This window comes from Burkholderia sp. 22313 (genome assembly GCF_052045245.1).
Taxonomy (GTDB): domain Bacteria; phylum Pseudomonadota; class Gammaproteobacteria; order Burkholderiales; family Burkholderiaceae; genus Burkholderia.
Map to the genome: position 1 here is coordinate 60,743 of NZ_JBQEON010000008.1, position 18,903 is coordinate 79,645.

General features: G+C 70.2%; 14 protein-coding genes and 1 riboswitch. Of the genes, 6 read left to right on the forward strand and 8 right to left on the reverse strand.

Features of this window, described 5'->3' with window-relative positions; genetic code table 11:
- Nucleotides 1-51 precede the first annotated feature (51 nt).
- A riboswitch (cobalamin riboswitch) is annotated at nucleotides 52-287 on the forward strand.
- Nucleotides 288-397: 110 nt separating this feature from the next.
- Genes cobA through ACTJKF_RS09025 form a run of 4 tightly spaced genes read left to right on the forward strand, consistent with a single transcriptional unit; the run spans nucleotide 398 to nucleotide 3,526 of the window.
- Nucleotides 398-1,207: a uroporphyrinogen-III C-methyltransferase gene (gene cobA, locus ACTJKF_RS09010; RefSeq protein WP_440623212.1), complete on the forward strand. Its 810-nt coding sequence runs from the start codon at nucleotides 398-400 to the stop codon at nucleotides 1,205-1,207.
- The gene (locus tag ACTJKF_RS09015) at nucleotides 1,207-1,581 is read left to right on the forward strand and encodes a cobalamin biosynthesis protein (protein WP_440623213.1); all 375 of its coding nucleotides are present in this window, start codon (nucleotides 1,207-1,209) and stop codon (nucleotides 1,579-1,581) included. The genes cobA and ACTJKF_RS09015 overlap by 1 nt, the downstream gene beginning before the upstream one ends.
- 34 nt (nucleotides 1,582-1,615) lie before the next feature.
- Nucleotides 1,616-2,218 (forward strand): cob(I)yrinic acid a,c-diamide adenosyltransferase, encoded by a 603-nt coding sequence (gene cobO / locus ACTJKF_RS09020; protein WP_440623214.1) that lies wholly within the window; start codon nucleotides 1,616-1,618, stop codon nucleotides 2,216-2,218.
- A 3-nt stretch (nucleotides 2,219-2,221) separates the two neighbouring features.
- Entirely contained in the window at nucleotides 2,222-3,526 is a 1,305-nt protein-coding gene (locus tag ACTJKF_RS09025) for a cobyrinate a,c-diamide synthase (protein ID WP_440623215.1), read from the forward strand.
- A gap of 57 nt (nucleotides 3,527-3,583) precedes the next feature.
- On the opposite strand, the gene ACTJKF_RS09030 is transcribed toward ACTJKF_RS09025, so the two are convergent.
- On the reverse strand, nucleotides 3,584-4,747 hold the full coding sequence (locus tag ACTJKF_RS09030) for a M20 aminoacylase family protein (protein WP_440623216.1): 1,164 nt from the start codon (nucleotides 4,745-4,747) through the stop codon (nucleotides 3,584-3,586).
- A 356-nt stretch (nucleotides 4,748-5,103) separates the two neighbouring features.
- Between ACTJKF_RS09030 and ACTJKF_RS09035 the strand changes: the two genes are divergently transcribed.
- A complete protein-coding gene (locus ACTJKF_RS09035; RefSeq protein ID WP_440623217.1) occupies nucleotides 5,104-6,174 on the forward strand; it encodes a type IV toxin-antitoxin system AbiEi family antitoxin in 1,071 nt (356 codons plus the stop codon).
- Complete coding sequence (locus ACTJKF_RS09040) at nucleotides 6,143-7,048, forward strand: nucleotidyl transferase AbiEii/AbiGii toxin family protein (RefSeq protein ID WP_440623218.1); 906 nt, start codon at nucleotides 6,143-6,145, stop codon at nucleotides 7,046-7,048. The genes ACTJKF_RS09035 and ACTJKF_RS09040 overlap by 32 nt, the downstream gene beginning before the upstream one ends.
- 42 nt (nucleotides 7,049-7,090) lie before the next feature.
- Here the strand turns inward: ACTJKF_RS09040 and ACTJKF_RS09045 are convergent, their stop codons facing one another.
- The 7 genes from ACTJKF_RS09045 to ACTJKF_RS09075 all read right to left on the reverse strand — a co-directional run bounded on the left by ACTJKF_RS09045 (nucleotide 7,091) and on the right by ACTJKF_RS09075 (nucleotide 18,898).
- A complete protein-coding gene (locus ACTJKF_RS09045) occupies nucleotides 7,091-7,513 on the reverse strand; it encodes a PIN domain-containing protein (protein ID WP_440623219.1) in 423 nt (140 codons plus the stop codon).
- On the reverse strand, nucleotides 7,510-7,776 hold the full coding sequence (vapB, locus tag ACTJKF_RS09050) for a type II toxin-antitoxin system VapB family antitoxin (RefSeq protein WP_440623220.1): 267 nt from the start codon (nucleotides 7,774-7,776) through the stop codon (nucleotides 7,510-7,512). The genes ACTJKF_RS09045 and vapB overlap by 4 nt, the downstream gene beginning before the upstream one ends.
- A 270-nt stretch (nucleotides 7,777-8,046) precedes the next feature.
- Nucleotides 8,047-9,075 carry a GNAT family N-acetyltransferase gene (locus tag ACTJKF_RS09055; RefSeq protein ID WP_440623221.1) on the reverse strand — a complete coding sequence of 343 codons (1,029 nt, stop codon included), beginning with the start codon at nucleotides 9,073-9,075 and terminating at the stop codon, nucleotides 8,047-8,049.
- A complete protein-coding gene (locus ACTJKF_RS09060) occupies nucleotides 9,075-9,914 on the reverse strand; it encodes a formyltransferase family protein (RefSeq protein WP_440623222.1) in 840 nt (279 codons plus the stop codon). Before ACTJKF_RS09060 ends, ACTJKF_RS09055 begins: the two co-directional genes overlap by 1 nt.
- Nucleotides 9,915-10,001: 87 nt before the next feature.
- A complete protein-coding gene (locus ACTJKF_RS09065; protein WP_440623223.1) occupies nucleotides 10,002-12,254 on the reverse strand; it encodes a TonB-dependent siderophore receptor in 2,253 nt (750 codons plus the stop codon).
- Nucleotides 12,255-12,300: 46 nt separating this feature from the next.
- Complete coding sequence (locus tag ACTJKF_RS09070) at nucleotides 12,301-13,677, reverse strand: lysine N(6)-hydroxylase/L-ornithine N(5)-oxygenase family protein (RefSeq protein ID WP_440623224.1); 1,377 nt, start codon at nucleotides 13,675-13,677, stop codon at nucleotides 12,301-12,303.
- 205 nt (nucleotides 13,678-13,882) lie between these two features.
- Nucleotides 13,883-18,898, reverse strand: coding sequence for an amino acid adenylation domain-containing protein (locus ACTJKF_RS09075; RefSeq protein ID WP_440623225.1), 5,016 nt, complete (start codon nucleotides 18,896-18,898; stop codon nucleotides 13,883-13,885).
- Nucleotides 18,899-18,903: the final 5 nt, after the last annotated feature.

The window sequence follows — 18,903 nt, forward strand, 5'->3', positions numbered from 1 at the left end:
AAGCCGTATCCGGCCCTTGCGCGGCAGGTTCGCGCGGGCCGGCCGCTGTGCTATCGTATGCGCCGCGTTCGGTGCTCGCATGCGCATTCCGTGCATGCAGTTAAACGGGAAACAGGAGGCGGACATCCGCCCGGCCTGTGCTGTCCCCGCAACGGTACGCCGCCCGCGCGCCGCGATTCCCCCGCACGCGCCCAGGCCGCCCGCGATGCCACTGCCCTTCAGCGGGCGGGAAGGCTGCGGCCTGGCAAGCGGCCAGCCCGGATACCGGCCGACGCAAGGGGCGAGCCTGCGGCTCGCCGAACGCCCGATCCGCGGGGGACGGATGGGGTGCGCATTTCGCCCGCGCTCGCGCGGGCTTCGCCCGATCCGTCATGCACTGCCTGTCCGCCGGCCGCCGATGTGCCGCTCGCTGTCCCCTTTCCACTGCCACGACACGGTGCGCGCCGTGCCGCGTCCGATGAGCCGCGCCTGGCTCGTCGGCGCCGGCCCCGGCGACGCCGATCTGCTCACGCTGAAGGCCGTGCGCGCGATCGCCGCGGCCGACGTGCTGCTCGTCGACGATCTCGTGAACCCCGACGTGCTGCGCCATGCGCGCGCCGACGCGCGCATCGAGCACGTCGGCAAGCGCGGCGGCCATGCGTCGACCCCGCAGGAAACGATCGTCGCCGCGATGCTCGCGCACCTGCGCGCGGGCCGCAGCGTCGCGCGGCTCAAGGGCGGCGATCCGTTCGTGTTCGGCCGCGGCGGCGAGGAGTTGCTCGCGGTCGGCGCGGCGGGTTTCCCGGTCGAGGTCGTGAACGGCATCACGGCCGGGATCGCCGCGCCGGCCGCGCTCGGCATTCCGGTCACGCATCGCGGCGACGCGCAGGGCGTGATCTTCGTCACGGGCCACGGCGCGGGCGCCGACGAACCCGACTGGCGCGCGCTGGCCGCGACGCGCATGACGATCGTCGTCTACATGGGCATTCGTCGGCTCGCCGCGATCGCGGCCGCGCTGCTTGACGGCGGCCTGCCCGGCGACACGCCGTGCGCGGCGATCGAAAACGCGACGCGCGACGCACAGCGGCACGTGCTGGCCACGCTCGACACGGTCGTCGAGCGCGTGGCCGCGACCGCGATCGGTTCGCCCGCGATCGTCGTGATCGGCCGCGTCGCGGCGCTCGCCGACGATCCCGCGGTGCGCGCGGCGCTCGGCGGCCGCGGCTGATGCGCGTCGCGCTCGGCGTCGGGTTCCGCGCGGGCGTGAGCGCCGCGCAACTCGACGCCGCGATCCGCGCGGCGCTCGCGCACTACCCGGGCGCCGCGCCGGCCGTTATCGCGACGCTCGCCGACAAGGCACGGGCCCGACCGCTGCGCACGCTGTGCGCGCGACGCGGCTGGCCGCTCGTCGCATTCGACGCGGCGCAGCTCGCGCAATGCGCCGAACCGGCATTGAGCGGCCCGTCGACTGTCGCGCTGGCGCGTTTCGGCGTCGCGGGCGTGGCCGAGCCGTGCGCGCGGCTGGCGGCACCCAACGGCCGGCTGCTCGGCCCCAAATCCATCCTGGGCGGCGTGACGGTCGCGCTCGCCGGCCCGCTCTGAATCCTTTGTTCCGCTTTCGACAGGACGACTCCCGATGAAAACCGATGCCGAATCCCATCAACGGATGACCGAACGCCGTCGCGCCGGCCATGAAAAGAAGCAGGCTGCCGCCACGCAGGAAAAGGGCCTGCTGATCGTCAACACCGGCAACGGCAAGGGCAAGAGCACGGCCGCGTTCGGCATGGCCGTGCGCGTGCTCGGCCACGGCATGCGGCTCGGCGTCGTGCAGTTCATCAAGGGCGCGCTGCATACGTCCGAGCGCGATTTCCTCGGCGCGGTCGCGCAATGCGACTTCGTGACGATGGGCGACGGCTACACGTGGAACACGCAGGACCGCGACGCCGACATCGCGACCGCGCGCAAGGGCTGGGACGAGGCACGCCGAATGATCGAAAGCGGCGAGTACCGGATGGTGATCCTCGACGAGCTGAACACCGTGCTGAAGTACGAATACCTGCCGCTCGACGAAGTGCTCGCGACGCTCGCCGCGCGGCCGGATGCGGTGCACGTCGTCGTCACGGGGCGGCATGCGCCCGATGCGCTGGTCGAGGCGGCCGACCTCGTCACCGAAATGCGGCTCGTCAAGCACCCGTACAAGGAGCAAGGCGTGAAGGCGCAGCGCGGCGTGGAGTTCTGACCGATGCCGGCCTGCCCCGCGCTGTTCGTCAGCGCGCCCGCGTCCGGCCAGGGCAAGACCTCGGTGACGGCCGGCCTTGCGCGGCTGCACCGGCGGCTCGGCCGGCGCGTGCGCGTGTTCAAGACCGGGCCGGACTTTCTCGATCCGATGCTGCTCGAACGCGCGAGCGGCGCACCCGTGCATGCGCTCGATCTCGGGATGGTCGGTGAAGCCGGCTGCCGCGCGCTGCTCGCCGAGGCCGCGCGCGACGCGGACCTGATCCTGATCGAAGGCGTGATGGGCCTGTTCGACGGCACGCCGAGCAGCGCCGATCTCGCGATCGCGTTCGACGTGCCGGTCGTCGCGGTGATTGCGGCGAAGGCGATGGCGCAGACCTTCGCGGCGATCGCGTTCGGGCTCGCGCGGTTCCGGCCGGCGGTGCCGTTTCACGGCGTGCTGGCGAACCGCGTCGGCTCGCCGCGACACGCGCAACTGCTGCGGCAGGCGCTACCGGACGACTTGCGCTGGCTCGGCCACGTGCCGGCCGATGCGGGCATCGCGCTGCCGGAACGGCATCTCGGCCTGCACCAGCCGGCCGATATCGACGATCTCGATGCGCGGCTCGATCGCGCGGCCGACGTGCTCGCACAAACCGCGCTGGCCGAATTGCCGGCCGCCATTGCGTTCGCCGAGCCCGACGTTGCCGCGCCGCTGCCGCGCGCGCTTGCCGGCCAGCGGATCGCGATCGCGCGCGACCCGGCGTTCTCGTTCATCTATCCGGCGAACCTCGCGCTGCTCGAGGCGCTCGGCGCGGAACTGCGGTTCTTTTCACCGCTGGCGGACGAACCCGTGCCCGACGCGTGCGATGCGCTGTTCCTGCCGGGCGGGTATCCGGAGCTGCATGCGGCGACGCTCGCGGTGAATGCCGTGGCGGCGCTGACGATTCGCGCGCACGCGGCGGCTGGCCGGCCGATCGTCGCGGAATGCGGGGGGATGGTGTATCTGAGCGAGTCGCTGACCGACGTGGATGGCGTGACGACGCCGATGCTCGGGTTGCTGTCGGGCCGTGCGACGATGCAGCGCCGGTTCGCGGCGCTCGGGATGCAGCAGCTGGACACGCGCACCGGGCCGATGCGCGGTCATACGTTTCACTATTCGCGGCTCGACACCCCGCTGGCGCCGGTGGCGACTGCCGTCCGGCCCGATGGCGAGCCCGGCAGCGGCGAAGCCGTGTATCGCGCGGGTTCGGTCGTCGCGACGTACATGCACATGTACTGGCCGTCGAATCCGGATGCGGCGGCGGCGTTGTTCGGTGGGGAAGCGTTCTAGTCGGCCGCCGGGTCGACTCGCCGATGCGCGGCCGCCGACCTCACGCCGCGTGCTCCATCACACCAGGAATGTCTCGGCCAGCTTGACCCAGTACGACGCGCCCGTCGGCAGTACCGCGTCGTTGAAGTCGTAGCCGGGGTTGTGCACCATGCAGCCGCCCTCCCCGTCGCCATTGCCGATGATCAGGTAGCAGCCCGGCCGCTTCTCGAGCAGGAACGCGAAATCCTCGCTGCCGGTGAGCGGCACCATCCCGTCGATCAGGTTCGCTTCGCCGACCCACTCGCGCGCGACGCCGCGTGCGAATGCCGTCATCTCCGCATCGTTGACGAGCACCGGGTAGCGGCGCTGGTAGTCGATCGTCGCGCTCGCGCCGAACACGGCCGCCTGCGCATGAACGACTTCCTTGATGCGCGTCTCGAGCAGGTCGCGCACCTCGGGCTTCAGCGCGCGCACCGACAGGCGCATCTGCGCGCGATCGGGAATCACGTTCGGCGCGTCGCCCGCGTGGATCGCGCCGACCGTGACGATCGCCATGTCGAGCGGCGACACGTTGCGCGACACGATCGTCTGCAGCGCGATGACGATCTGTGCGCACACGACCACCGAGTCGATCGCCTTGTGCGGCACCGCGCCGTGGCCGCCGCGCCCCTGCACGTCGACGATCACGGTATCCGACGATGCCATGAACGGCCCCGGCAGGAAGCCGAACTTGGCCGTAGGGAAGCCCGGCATGTTGTGCATCGCGAAGATCGCGTCGCACGGGAACTGTTCGAACAGCCCGTCGTCGAGCATTTTCTTCGCGCCGCCGAGCCCTTCCTCGGCCGGCTGGAAAATCAGGTTCAGCGTGCCGGAAAAGCGGCGCTCGCGCGCGAGGTGCTTCGCGGCCGCGAGCAGCATCGCCGTGTGGCCGTCGTGGCCGCACGCGTGCATCTTGCCGGGGATCGTGCTCTGGTACGGCAGGCCGGTCGACTCGTGGATCGGCAGCGCGTCCATGTCGGCGCGCAGGCCGAGGCGCTGCGTGCCGTCGCCGACCTTCAGCTGCGCGACGACGCCCGTGCCGCCGAGCCCGCGATGCACCGTGTAACCCCACGCCTGCAACTGCCCGGCGACGAGGTCGCTCGTCGCGAATTCCTCGAAGCCCAGCTCGGGGTGGGCATGAATACGGTGCCGGATCTCGATCATTTCGTCGGCGAGGCCTGCTGGGATCACGCTGTGCGTCACGGTGTCGTCTCCTGTGTCCGGTGGGGAATGTGCAGGCAAGGATAGTCCGTCGAGCAGCAACCGGATAGACGAAAAGTCGTCATGGCGGCAACCTGCAGTTGCCGGATGATCGCAGCGGTGCCAAGCGACGGGCATGGTTCGCGGCAACTGGCCATCCGGCTGACTGGCGGCGGCGATTGGAACCCATGACACTCCGTGTTCGGTCTCGATTTTTCACGTGGAGGTGGTCATTGATTGCGGCTCCGCGTTCCGGAACAATGCCTTTTCATCAACGGGTTAGGGGCTTTTGTTCACTTTTTGACGAATGTACATTTTTTGTGTACGCTGATGAAAAAGTGAACAACCGAGCCTTCCTGATGCCCGAGAACGCCCCTCTCCCGATATCGGAGCAGCACGTGCTCGACGAGGCCTGCGCCGCGTTCGCACGCGTGACCCGGCACTTCGATGCGCGGCCCGTTCGCGTGCCGGCTGCGTACACCGCGTGCGCCGACGCGATGATCCGTTTCGTCATCGCCGGGCAGACCCTCGAGATGCCCGCGGCCGTGAGCGTCGGCATCGAATCGCTGCAGGACGCGCTCGCGGCGCTGCGGCGTCGCGGTGCCGCGCCGGCATCCGGCGAGCGGCCGCTGATGCTGGTTGCGCCGTACGTATCGGCCGAACTGGCCGCCCGCCTGACCGATCAAGGCATTCCGTTCCTCGATACCGCCGGCAACGCGAGCGTGATCCAGCCGGAGGCGACCGTGCTGATCTCCGGCCGGCCGAAGCCCGCGCGCACGCCGCGCCGGCAAGCGTCGCGCGCGACGACACCCAAGGGGCTCGCCGTGATGTTCGCGCTCGCGACGCAGCCAAGCCTCGTCGCGCAGCCGTATCGGGCGATCGCCGCCGCGTCGGGCGTCGCGCTCGGCACGGTCAATCTCGCGATGGACGACCTGCTCGCGCGCGGCCTCGTCGCGCAGCGCCGCAACGGCGAGCGCCTGATGCCCGACTGGCCGCGCTTCGTGCAGGAATGGGTTGCACTGTACCCGAGCCGCCTGCGCGCGAAACTGCCGGCCCGGCGGTTTGCCGCCGTCGCGCCCGACTGGTGGCGCGGTTTCGATTTCGCCGCACACGATGCGCGGCTCAGCGGCGAGCCAGCGGCCGATCTGCTCACGCACGACCTGAAGCCGGCCACGATCACCGTCTATACGCACGGCGCCGTGTCGAACCGCCTGCTGCTCCAGGCGCGCTTGCGCCCGGACGAGCGCGGCGACGTCGAATTGCTCGAAGCATTCTGGCCGCGCTCGCCCGCACTCGACTGGCGCGAGCAGGACGTGCCGCTCGTGCCGCCGCTCCTGATCTACGCGGATCTCGTCTCGTCCGGAGACAGCCGCAACCTTGCCGCCGCCGAACACATCCATGACCGATACCTCGCCCATCCGCCCGCTTGAGGTCGACGCGCGCCGGCCGCTCGAACCGGCGGCGCTCGCGCTGCTGCAGGCCGTCGGTTCGGCCTGCGCGCAGCTCGACGCGGCATTCGTCGTCGCCGGTGCAACCGCGCGCGACATCCTGATGTGGCACGTCCACGGCATCCGGCCGGTGCGTGCGACGCGCGACGTCGACGTCGCGGTGTGCGCGGTGAGCTGGCCGTTTCACGAGCAACTCGTCGATGCACTCGTCGCGACCGGCCAATTCACGCGCGCGCCGAAGCATCGGCAGAAACTGCTGTTCGACAGCGGGACGCACGGCTTTCGCACGGAACTCGATCTCGTGCCGTTCGGGCCGCTCGAAACGCCGCCGGGCGAAATTGCGTGGCCGCCGGGTGGCGATTTCGTGCTGAACGTGCTGGGCTTTCAGGAGGCGGTCGACACGGCGCTGGCCGTGTCGATCGGGGCCGGCATCGCGGTGCCGGTGGCGAGCCTGCCCGCGCTTGCGCTGTTGAAGCTGCTCGCGTGGCACGACCGCCGCGCGCGCCAGAACAGCGATGCGTACGACCTGCTGTTCCTGCTCACGCATTTTCACGACGCGGGCAATCGCGAGCGCATCTGGGACGTTGCGCCCGATCTGCTCGAACGGCACGATTTCCAGCCGGAACTGGCGGCGGCCGGATTGCTCGCGCGCGATGCGAAGCGAATTGCCGCGCCGCAGACCCACAACGCGATCCGCACGCTGTTAGCCGACGAAGCGATTTACGCGACGCTTGCGCAGGACCTGCAGGCCCGCGCGTTCGCGTTGTTGCCGGGGGAATTCAATGACGACGCCGACCGGTATCTCGATGCGTTCCGTGGTGCCTTTCTCGCGGATCCACCCGTTCCTCCCAGGTGATGTGCTGCCGCGCGAGAGCAACGCCATCGTGCATTCCCCGCCCTAGGCCGAGGCTGCCCAGTCCTCGAGCGACAACCCCGCGACACGGCTGAATTCGCGACTGTTGTTCGTGACAAGCACGGCACCGGCCGCGATCGCGTGACCGGCGATCGACGCGTCGTTCGCGCCGATCGGCGTGCCACGTGCGGCGAGATCGACGCGAATCGCGGCCGTCGCATCGACCGCCGCGGCATCCCACGACAGCACGCCGTCCAGCCGCGCGACAAAGGCCGTCACGAGTTCAGCATGCTTCGGCGAAGCCTTTCTGCCGACTGCACCGAACCGCATTTCGGCATAAGTGACCGCCGACACGACGATCCGGTGCTGCGCATTGACGCACGACTGCAGTCGGGACAACACCACGGGCGGCCGCTCGCGCATGATGAACGAACAGATGTTCGTATCGAGCATGTAGAGCGTGGTCACCGGCCCGGCTCCGTCGGTGCATCGTCATCGGCGCCGGACAGGTCGAAACGACCGGATTCGACGACCGCCGGGCGCTCGACGAGGAAGTCGGCATCGGCCAGCGGTTCACTCGAGAACGACAACCACGTCGGCCGCACCGGACGCAGCAGCAGCGTGTCGCCCTCGCGCCGGATCTCGAGTTCCGTCACACCCTCGAATTCCATGTCCTTCGGGATGCGGATTGCCTGGTTACGGGCGTTCTTGAAAATGGAAACGGTGCGCATGAACCACTCCACGGAAGTACGATGCGCCCATTCTATGCATATGCCGGCATATGTCAATGTCGGTGAACGCGGATCGGGGATCGCGCCCGATGCTGTGCGGGTGTGCTTGCCATGTCGTCACGACCTGTCTGCGATGAGAGAGTGGTCCATTCTTCCTCATGCCGCTCGCCTGAGCCATATCCCGAACGACCGATGCCCGCCGCCTTCAAGCCGCGTGCGAAACGTCGACGCGTTCAAAGCGACCCGGCGACGCTTCGCGCACCCTTCCCGTCACGGCAACCGGAAAGTGTCGAAGAATGTCTCGCGCTCCATCACGGTCAGCGCCGCGCGCTTGTGCGGGAAGTCGAACTCCTTCAGCGTGTAGAACCCGAGCCGGTGCATGTACGCGATATGCCGCACGTGATCGACGCGCGGCTCGCCGACGAGCCGCTGCGTGCGCGGTTCGTCGACGAACATGTAGTGCAGCACCCCGCTCCACCACGCATGCAGCTTGCCCGCGCTCTGGAAGCGCGAGTCGCCGATCAGCAGGTGCAGCCCGCGATCGTAGTCGTGCGCGTCGTAGAACGGCGCGAGGCGGTCCTCCTTCGCCCAGTAGAACTCGAAATAGCCGAACGGCGTATCGTCGAAATAGCCGATCATCGGATGCATGTGCGGATCGGCCAGCCGCTCCGCGAGATACGCGGCGTGCTCGTCGCGCGTGCCGCGCTGATCCCAGAAATGCGCGACGCGATCGAGGTTCATCCAGTCGCTGAATCGCTGCGCATGCGTGTCGATGTCGACGGTGCGCAGGCTGAACGTCATCCCGACTTGCGGCATGTGGCGCGCATAGATCTCGCCAGCCGGCGACGGCGGCCGCACCGGATGGCGGTGGCCGTTCGTGATCGCATAGCGCAGCGGCATCCCGGCCGATGCGCTCGCCTTCAGCCACGGCCGCGGGTTCTGCCAGAACGTCGCGCGCGACACGCTCAGGCACAGCCGGTCGCCCGCGACCCGCGCGCCGTCGATCACGCCGTCGCGCACCGCGCGGGCGACGTACGATGCGACGGCCGCCGGATCGGCACCGCCGAGCGGCACCGCCACCGTCGCTGCGTCGTGCCGCGTGTCCGTGTTGAACAGCGCGACGAATTCCGCGAGCAGCGCGGCCGGCGGATCGTCGGGCCGCCACGCGTCGAGCGTGCGCTCGACGCAAGGCGTCGGCCGAGCCGGCGTCTGCGCGTGCGCGGCGCCGTCGAGTGCCGCGGCCACCTCGCCTTCGACCGCGTCTGCCGCACCGGCCGGTTTCGTCAGCGTGTCGTTCATCACAGTGCTCCCGCATCGTGGCGGTCGGCGAGGACGTGCAGCCCCCGCTCGAGCGCCGGAAACAGGCTGCGCTGGAAGTTGTTCCAGCGCAGTTCGAGAATCGTGTCGTCCGGCGAGATCGGCGTGTCGAGCACGTCGCAGATCACCTCGCCGGAATCGATGCCGGTGTCGACATAGTGGAACGACGCGCCCGTCATCGTCACGGGTTCGACGCGCGAGGTCGTGCCGCTCGCCCAGTCGACCCGTTCGCCGCGCGCGCCGTGCAGCGCGTCGAGCGTCGCCCACGCGCCGCGCCGCTGGTACGGCGAAGTATCGGCCGTGATGCCGGGATGAATGTTGGCGATGCGGCGGTGAAAGCGCGCGCCGGGGCGCACCAGCTCGTCGAGGATCACGAGCAGCCCGTCGAGCACGACCACGTCGGCGTCGAGTTCGAGCAGGCGTTCGAGCAGGCGGCGCTCGAACGCCTGCTTGCCCGTCACGCGCTCGCGGGCATCGCGCGGCAGCCGGCGGTACGTCGACGCAATCGTGCAGAACAGTTCGTCGACCGGCCGCCCCTGCACGGCCAGCCCGTCGGGGAGGATCCACGGGCGGCCCGGCGTGCGCGCGAACCCGTAGTCGGCGACTTTCGCGCGGTCGGCCGGCGAGCCTTCGTCGTCGTCGACGATCACGCCCTGCAGCGTATAGCGCTCGCCGAGCGGCGAATCGTTCAGGCGCTCGATGACGAATTCGAGCGGCGCCTTCATGTAGCGCGTGCCGCCCTGGTAAGCGACCGGCTGGCCGGCGCGATCGGCCGCGCCGTTGCGCAGCGACTGGATGTAGACGAGATTTTTCTTCGGCATGGAGGCGTCGTGGAAAAAAGCGGACGACGGCACCGCGGCCCGCCCGCACCGGCCCGCAGGCCGGCCGGCGCGCCGCGGCGCGCGGCGTCACCAGTTGTATTTCGCGGAGGCGATGACCGTGCGGTCGGTCCCGAAGATGCAGACGTTCATCGACTGGCAACCGCTGATGTAGTGCCGGTTGAACAGGTTCGTGCCGTTCACGGCAAAGCGCCAGTGACGCGTGTCGTAGTGCACGCCCGCGTCGAACAGCGTGTAGCTCGATACGCTCAGCGAGTTGTCCGCCGCCCCGGCCGACGCGCTCTGGTAGCGCACGCCGCCGCCCAGGCCGAAGCCCGTGAGCGGCCCCGTGTGCCAGGTCCAGTCCGCCCACAGCGACGCCATCTGGCGCGGCCGCGGAATGTCGACCGGCCAGTTGTTCAACGACGCGTCGTTGGCCTTCACGTTCTTCACGTCCTGGTAGACGTAGGACGCGATCAGCGACAGGTTGCGCGTGAGCTTGCCGGTCGCGCTCAGCTCGATCCCGCGCGAACGCACCTCGCCGGTCTGCACCGACGTCGTGCCGGACGGATCGAGATTCGTCGGCGTCGCCGTGAGCACGTTGGTCTGGTTGATCTGGTAGATCGCCGCGTTCAGCATCAGGTTCCGGCCGGGCGGCTGCCAGCGCAGGCCGGCCTCGATCTGCTTGCCGCGCGTCGGCTGCGGCAGCCCGCCGCCGTACAGGTTCACGCCGATCAGCGGGTTGAACGACGTCGCGTAGCTGATGTACGGCGACAGCCCGTAGTCGCCCTGGTACGTGAGGCCCACGCGGCCGGTGAACGCCGTGACGTCGGCCTTCGACCGCGTGCCGCCCTCGCGGTCGTCCATCCGCTGGTTGACCCAGTCCTCGCGGCCGCCGAGCGTCAGCGTCCAGCGGTTCCACCTGACCTGGTCCTGCACGTACAGCCCGAACGTGTTCATCGTCGTGTACGTGTTGGTGCGGTACGTGGTGTTCGGCGGCGAGAACACGGACAGCGTGACCGGCGTGTAGACCGGGTTGTAGAGGTTCAGCGTCGGCGCGGCGGCCAGCCATTCGCTGTCGGTCGCGGTCTGCCGGTTGTACTGGAAGCCGAGCAGCAGCGTGTGCTCGAGCGGCCCGGTGCCGAAGCGGCCCTGCAGGTTGTTGTCGATGTCGAAGCGGCTGTAGTTCGTCTGGAACACGCCGGCCCAGCGGTTGATGTCGGTCAGGCTGCCGTCGGCGAAACCCGCGCCGAACACCGAGCCGTTGTCGAGCGACAGGTGCATCCAGCGCACGTTCTGGCGGAACGTCCACATTGAATTCAGGTTCCGCTCGAACTGATAGCCGAGCGACCACTGCTTCTTGCGGTAGTCGTTGAAGCCCGGATCGCCGCCATACACATCCTTGCCGAGCTGCCCGTTCGGGTTCGGCAGCACCGTGCCTTGCGCCGGCAGGAAGTTCGACGAGATGTCGCCCCAGTCCTGCAGATACGTGGCGGACAGCGTCAGCGACGTATCCGCGTCCGGGCGCCAGCGGAACGTCGGCGCGAGCGCGACGCGCTGGTCGTTGTTCGGGCCCGTCAGCGCGTTGCCGTCGCGCGCGACGCCGACGAACCGGTACGCAACCTTGCCGTCCGCATCGAGCCTGTCGCCGACGTCGATCATGAACTGCTTGCGCGCATAGTTGCCGAACTGCACGCCGGCTTCGCGCACGCGCTCGCCGTCGGCCGTCTTGGTCTGCACGTCGATGATCGCGCCCGGGTCGCCGGCGCCGTACAGCACCGAGGTCGGCCCGCGCAGCACGGTGATGCTGTCGATCATGTAGGGATCGACGCGCCAGCTCGACAGGTTCAGCGTGTTCGGCACCTGCAGGCCGTTCACGTACGCCGTCGGCGTGAAGCCGCGCAGCGCCGCGTACCAGTCGGAGCGATTGTCCGAGCCGTACGACGAGAAGCCCGGCACGTAGCGCAGCGCCGCGTTCACGTCGGTCGCGCCCGTCATCTCGATCTGCTGCGCGGTGACCACGTTGATCGTCTGCGGGATTTCATCGATCGACGTCTCGGTCTTAGTGCCGGTCCGGCTGCGCTTCGCGACGAGCCCGACCGTCCCGTCGCCTTCCGCGCCCGCGTTGACGTTGATCGCCGGCAGCGTGCCGGACGTCGAGCCGTTCCGCGCGCCAGCCGCCGCATTCACCGCCGCACCGTTCTTCGCACTGCCGGCCGGTGCCGCGACGCCCGCGTTCGCGGCCGGCGCCGTCTGCGCACCGGCGTGCCCTGCCGCCATCCCGAACGCCACGCTGGCCGCGGCTGCGATCGCACGCACACGCGTGCCTGTTGCCCACTCCATCTTCTTCTGCTCCACTTTCTTGATGCGGTCTCCGACCGCGCCTTTGTCAAAGAGCGAAAGCCATGCGGCCCGCGCTCGCCCCGTGTTGATGTCGTTGTTCGTGCACTGCCCGGGCCGCGCCATCGTCATGGGCGGGCGGGATCCCTTCCTCGAGCGACGCGCAGATCTCGTCCGCGCGGCGCGCCAGCACCGACAGCAGCGTGTCGGACAGGCCGTGGCTGTCTTCGCAGCAGCCTTGCAGGTAGATGCGCGGCGCGAAATGCCCGGGCGTCGCGAGCAGGTAGTCGCGCGTGACGTCGCCGCGCGTGAGCGCGTCGCCGAGATGCGGCGCGAGCCCTTCGAGCAGCGCCGAATGCGTGTCGCGCCGATAGCCGGTCGCGAGCACCAGCGCGTCGAAGCGCTCGACGCGCGTCGCGCCGTTCATCCGGTCGCGCAGCGTCAGCTCGATGCGGCCGTCGGCAGTGCGCACCGCGGCCTCGACCGCGCGGTTCGCGAGCAACGCATGGCGCGGCGTGCCGTCGATGCGTTGCAGGTACAGCATTTCGTAGATCTGCTCGATCAGCGGCCGGTCGACCACCGCGTAGTTGGTGTCGCGATAGCACGCGAGCAGCGCGCGGCGCGCGGCGTGCGGCTGCGCGTAGACGACGTCGGTGAACTCGGGGCTGAAGATCTCGTTGACGAACGGGCTGTCGTCGGCCGGTTTCAGCGCGCCCGCGCGCATCACGAGGCTCGCATCGACGTGCGGGAAGCGGCGCGCGAGATCGATGAACACCTCGGCCGCGCTCTGCCCCGCGCCGATCACCGCGACGCGGCGGCGCTCGCCGTCCGGCGATGCGACCAGCCGGTCGATGTCGGTCAGGTAGGATGACGAATGGATCACGCGATCGCGGCCGAGCGCGGCGAATGCGTCCGGCACCGCCGGCGTGCCGCCGACGCCGACCGACAGCGCGCGCGTCACGCGCTGGCGCTCGTGGCCGGCCGCGTCGCGCGACAGCACGCGCAGCGCGTCGATGCGTTCGCCGTCGCCGCGCACGGGCTCGATCGCCGTGACGGTCTCGCCGTAGTGGACGTGCTCGTCGAACGCTTGCGCGACCCAGCTCAGGTAGTCGTGGAATTCGACGCGGGTCGGATAGAAGTTCTTCAGGTTCACGAATTCGTTCAGCCGGCCGCGTTCGAACAGGTAGTTGATGAACGTGTAACGGCTCGTCGGATCGCGCATCGTGACGAGATCCTTCAGAAACGAGATCTGCATCCGGCAGTCGTCGAGCAGCATCCCGCGATGCCAGCCGAACACCGGTTGGCGTTCGACGAAGCAATGCGCGAACGGCCGCGCGCCGTTGCGTTCCGCGACGCGCACGGCCAGCGCCAGGTTCGACGGCCCGAAGCCGACGCCGATCAGGTCGAATACGGTTTCTCTCTGCATGTCTCTCAGCTCCCTTGTCGGTGAAACCGGCCCGTCATACGTGACGGCCGGAGAAGAACGTCTCGCGCCGCGTGCAGCCAGCCCGCCACGCAATGCGGGCCGCGCCAGCGCGACGCGGATCCCGGCGGCGTCGCGCAAGGCGACCAGGCCGTCCGCGAACGCGAGACGGCAGGTATCGGGCATCGTGAATCCGTACGGGCGCACTTCAGCCGGCATCGCGCATCGCCTGCCCGATTTCGGCCGACGCATCGATGCGCGCGCCGAGCGCCGCGAGCGTCGGCGCTGCGAATACGTCGGCCACCGTCAGCGCATGACCGGCGCGATTGGCCGCGTCGACGAAGCGCACGACGTCGAACGACGTCGCGCCGGCCTCGAACAGGTCGGCACCGGGCGCTGGCGCGGCCGTCGCGAACGTGTCGGACCACAGCGCGGCAAGCGCGGCCGCGACGTTCGGCGCGTGCGGCGACCCGGTGGCGTGCGTGCCGGTGCGGGCCGGTGCGCATGCCCTCGCCTGCTCCGCGAACAACGCATCGGGCGCGCCGAGCGCGGCTTCCGGCGTAGCGGCGAAACGCGCGACTTCGTCGTGATAGCGCTTGACGAGTGCGTCGACGAAGCCGCCGTCGAGCAATTCGTCCGCATACGAGAATGCGGCGCTCACGCGCCCGTCCGGATGCTCGACGACGTCCAGTTCCAGCGTGAACACCACGCGATGCCGCACGTCGCCGAAGTCGGCGAGTGACAGGCCGGCCCAGTCGCGCGCGGCGGCGCCGGCCGGGCGCAAGTAGTTGAACATCACCTGGAACAGCGGATTGGCCTGTGCGGCACGGGGCGCGCGCAGCGCCGCGACGACGTCGGCGAACGGCACGTCGGCATGCGCATACGCGGCGAGTGCCGTGTCGCGCACCTGCGCGAGCACGTCCGCGCGGCAGGCCGTCGCATCGAGCCGCGTGCGCACGACCACCGAATTGATGAAGAGACCCAGCGCGGCGCGTGCCGCTTCGCCCGTGAGCTCGCGCGTCGACGCGAGCACGCCGACCGGCTGGTCGGCCGCGCCCGTCATGCGGAACAGCGCGACGTTGAGCGCCGCGTGCAGCAGCATCGGCAACGTGGCATGCGCGGCCGACGCGGCGTCGCGCGCCGCGCGGATCAGCGACGCGTCGAACGCGAACGCGATGCGCGCCGCGTGCCATTGCGGGACGGCCGGCGCATCCGCGCGCTGCGGCAGCACGGACGACGGCAGACTGGACAGCGCGTCGCGCCAGTATTCGACGCGGGCCGGATCGCACGGCGCGGGCAGCACGAGAGACGGGCTTGCCGCCGCGGGTGTCGCTGCCGATGCAGATGCAGATGCAGACGGAGACGGCGCTTCGCCGCGCACCCGCGCGACATAGTGTGCGCGCACCGCGTCGAGCCACAGCTCGATCGATTCGCCGTCCGACACGATGTGATGGACCGTCACCGACAGCACGTGATCGTCCGCGCCGAGCCGCAGGACGCGCGCGCGCCACAGCGGCGCATCGGCCGCGAGATCGAACGGCGCGAGCGCATCGGCATCGGTCAGCGTCGCCGCGCGGACGAGCGCGTCAGGCCGCGCGGACAGGTCGACGAGCGGCAGCGCGACGGGCACCGCGGCATCGATCCGCTGGCCCGGCAGCCTGTCTTCACGCGCGACGAGCCGTGCGCGCAGCGCCGGGTGCGCGGCCGCGGCAGCCGAAAACGCCGCGCGCAGCGCGTCGACGTCGAGCGGGCCGCGCACGCGCAGCGCGACCGGGATGTTGTAGGCGGCGCTGTCCGGCTGCGCGCGCCACAGGAACCACAGCCCGAGCTGTGCGGGCGACAGCGGCCATACGCCTTGCGCATCGGGTTTGACCGCCGCGACACTTGGCGCTGCCACACCGGCAAGCGCGGCACGCGGCGCATCGGCCACCTGGCGCGCGTATTGCGCAAGCGCCGGCGCCTCGAACAGCGCGCGCACCGGCACGTCGCGGCCGAACCGCTCGGCGACGCGCGTCGCAACGCGCACCGCAGCCAGCGAATGGCCGCCGAGTTCGAAGAAGTGATCGCCGCGGCCGATGCGTTCGACGTTCAGCACCTCGCGCCAGATCGCCGCGAGCGCGGTTTCAGCGCCGTCGTGCGGCGCTTCGTACCCACGCTCGACGCGCACCGGCGCCGGCAGCCGCGCGCGATCGACCTTGCTGTTTGCGTTACGCGGCAGCGCGTCGAGCACGATCAGCTGCGCGGGCACCATGTAGTCGGGCAGCGTACGGCGCAGATGCGCGTCGAGTGTCGCGGCTTCGACCGGTTGCGCGGCCGCGTGCGCGTCGGCGGTCAGTTCGACATACGCGACGAGCCGCACCTGTGCGCCCTGCCCATGCACGACCGCGCACGCTTCGCGCACCGCATCGTGCGCGGCAAGCTGGGCCTCGATCTCGCCGAGTTCGATGCGCAGCCCGCGCAGCTTCACCTGGTGATCCACGCGGCCGATGAAGTCGAATACACCGTCCGCGCGACGCCGCACGAGGTCGCCGGTGCGATACAGGCGTGCGCCCGGCGCGCCGTACGGATCGGGCACGAAGCGCTCGGCCGTCAGCGCGGGACGATCGAGGTAGCCGCGCGCGACGCCGATCCCCTCGCCGCCGAGGTACAGCTCGCCGATCACGCCCACCGGCAGCGGATGCAGGCGCGCGTCGAGCACGTGCGCGGTACGCGCGCCGACCAGCGTGCCGATCGGCAGATAGGCGGCATCGCCGAGTGTCGCGAGATCGTCGCCGGGACGGAACATCCACAGCGTCGGCGTGATCACGGTTTCGGTCGGGCCGTAGCCGTTGACCACCCGCACGTTCGGCATCGCGCGGCGCAGCATCGCGAACGCCTCGCGCGACGTCGCTTCGCCGCCGACGGTCAGCGAACGCAGCGTCGGCGGCGCGCCGTGCGCGAGCGTCCATTCGGCGAGCTGCGCGGCGCAGCCGGGCGGCACGTAGGTCATCGTCACGCCGTCGCGAACCATCATCGCGCAGGTCTGCGCGGGCGACCACAGCACGTCGGCCGTCACCGACACGGCGGCGCCCGACAGGTATTGCGAAAACCAGCCTTCGTGCGCGCCGTCGAAGTTGACCGACTGGAACAGCAGGAACACGTCGTTCTCGGTCACGCCGTAGCGCTCGGCGATCGCCACGCAATGCCGCGCGAACGCGGCGTGATCGACGATCACGCCCTTCGGCTTGCCGGTCGAGCCCGACGTGTAGATCGCGTACGCCGCATGGCCCGGCAATACGCTGGGCAGTTCGATGTCTGCCGCTTCGTCGAGCACGTCGACCGCGTCCGCACGCCAGATGCGCAGCGCCGGCAGCTCGGGCAGCGATGCGGCGCTCGCGCCGTCGGTCAGCACATGCGCGATGCCCGCGTCGCCGACGATCTGCGCGAGCCGTTCGCGCGGATGGGCCGGATCGAGCGGCACGAACGCGGCGCCCGACTTCAGCACCGCGATCAGCGCGACCAGCAGGTCGACCGAGCGCTGCAGCGCGACGCCGACGCGCATCTCGGGCCGCACGCCGGCCGCGACGAGATGGCGCGCGAGGCGTGCCGCGCGTGCGTCGACCTCGCCGCGCGTCAGCGCACGATCGAGGTCGGCGATACCGCGTGCGTCGGGCCGTGCCTGCGCATGCGCGGCGATGCGTGCATGCACCGGGACGAACGGTTCGCCCTCGGCCACGCCCGCCGGTGCGTTCCATGCAAGGAGTTGCGCGAGTTCGTCGGCCGGCAGCCAGTCGAGATCGCCGATCGGCCTGTCGGGGCGCGCGAGCGCATCGCCGAGCAGCGTGACGAAGCGTGCGGCGAGCGATGCGATCGCGTCGGCGTCGAACAGGTCCAGCGCGTAAATGAACGCGGCATCGAACGTGCCGTCGGAGGTCGCTTCGACGGCGAGCGTCAGGTCGAATTTCGCGGACGGCGTGCCGGACGGCAACAGTGCCGCCGACGCCGCGCCGAGCGCCGGCAGCGCGCGTCGCTCGCCGTATGCGGCCATCACCTGGAACAGCGGATGGTGGCTGGCGCTGCGCGGCACGCCGAGCGCCTCGACGACCTGCTCGAACGGCACGTCCTGATGCATCTGCGCATCGACGAGCGCGCGCTGCGTGCGGGCGACCAGCGACGCGAAATCGCCGTGCGCCGGCACGTCGACGTCGATCGCGAGCGTGTTGACGAAGAAGCCGATCAGGCCCGCCGTTTCCGCGCGTTCGCGGTTCGCGGCCGGCACGCCGACGCAGATCCGCGCATCGCCGGTGGCGCGCGCGAGCAGCGCGTCGAGCGCCGCGAGCAGCACCGCGAACGGCGTCGCGCCCGACGCGGCCGCGAAGGCGCGCAGTTGCGCACCGGTGCGTGCGTCGAGCGCAAACCCGTGACGTGCACCGCGTGCGCCGCGGCGTGCGGGCCGTGCGCTCGCGCCCGGCAGCGTCAGCACGCCGCGCTGCGGATCGAGCCGCTCGCGCCAGAACGCCAGTTGCCGATCGCGCTCGCCGGCATCGAGCCAGCGGCGCTGCCACAGCGCATAGTCCGCGTACTGGATCGGCAGCGGCGCGAGCGGCACCGGCACGCCCGACGCATACGCGCGATAGAACGCCGCGAGCTCATCCAGCATCACGCCCGACGACCAGCCGTCCGACACGATGTGGTGAACGGTCAGCGCGAGCCAGTGATGCGTCGCGTCGAAGCGGATCAGGTGCGCACGCACCAGCGGCGCCGCGCCGAGATCGAACGCATCGGCTTCGTCGGCCGTCGCGATGCCTTCGGCGCGCGCGACGCGCGCGTCGTCGGGCAGCGTTTCAACATCGGTCTCGCGCCACGGGCAACGCAGCGGCGGATGGATCGTCTGCGCGACGCCGTCCTCCGCTTCATCGAACGTCGTGCGCAGCGCTTCATGACGCGCGATCAGCGCATCGCACGCGAGCCGCAGCGCATGCGGGTCGAGCGGGCCCGTCAGCGCGAGCCGCTCGGTGATGTGATATGCGTCCGGCGCGTCGATCAGTCGTGCATGCAACCACAGCCGCGTCTGCGCGAACGAGGCCGGCACACGGTCGCCGCGCGGCGTGCGCGGCGGGATCGGCAGCACGCGGAAGTCGATGCCGGCCGCGCCGAGCTTGTCGATGAACACCGCGCGCTGCGCATCGGGCAGCTGCGCGAAACGCGTCGCGAGCGCGAGCCAGTCGGGTTGAGCCTTCGTCATCCGTC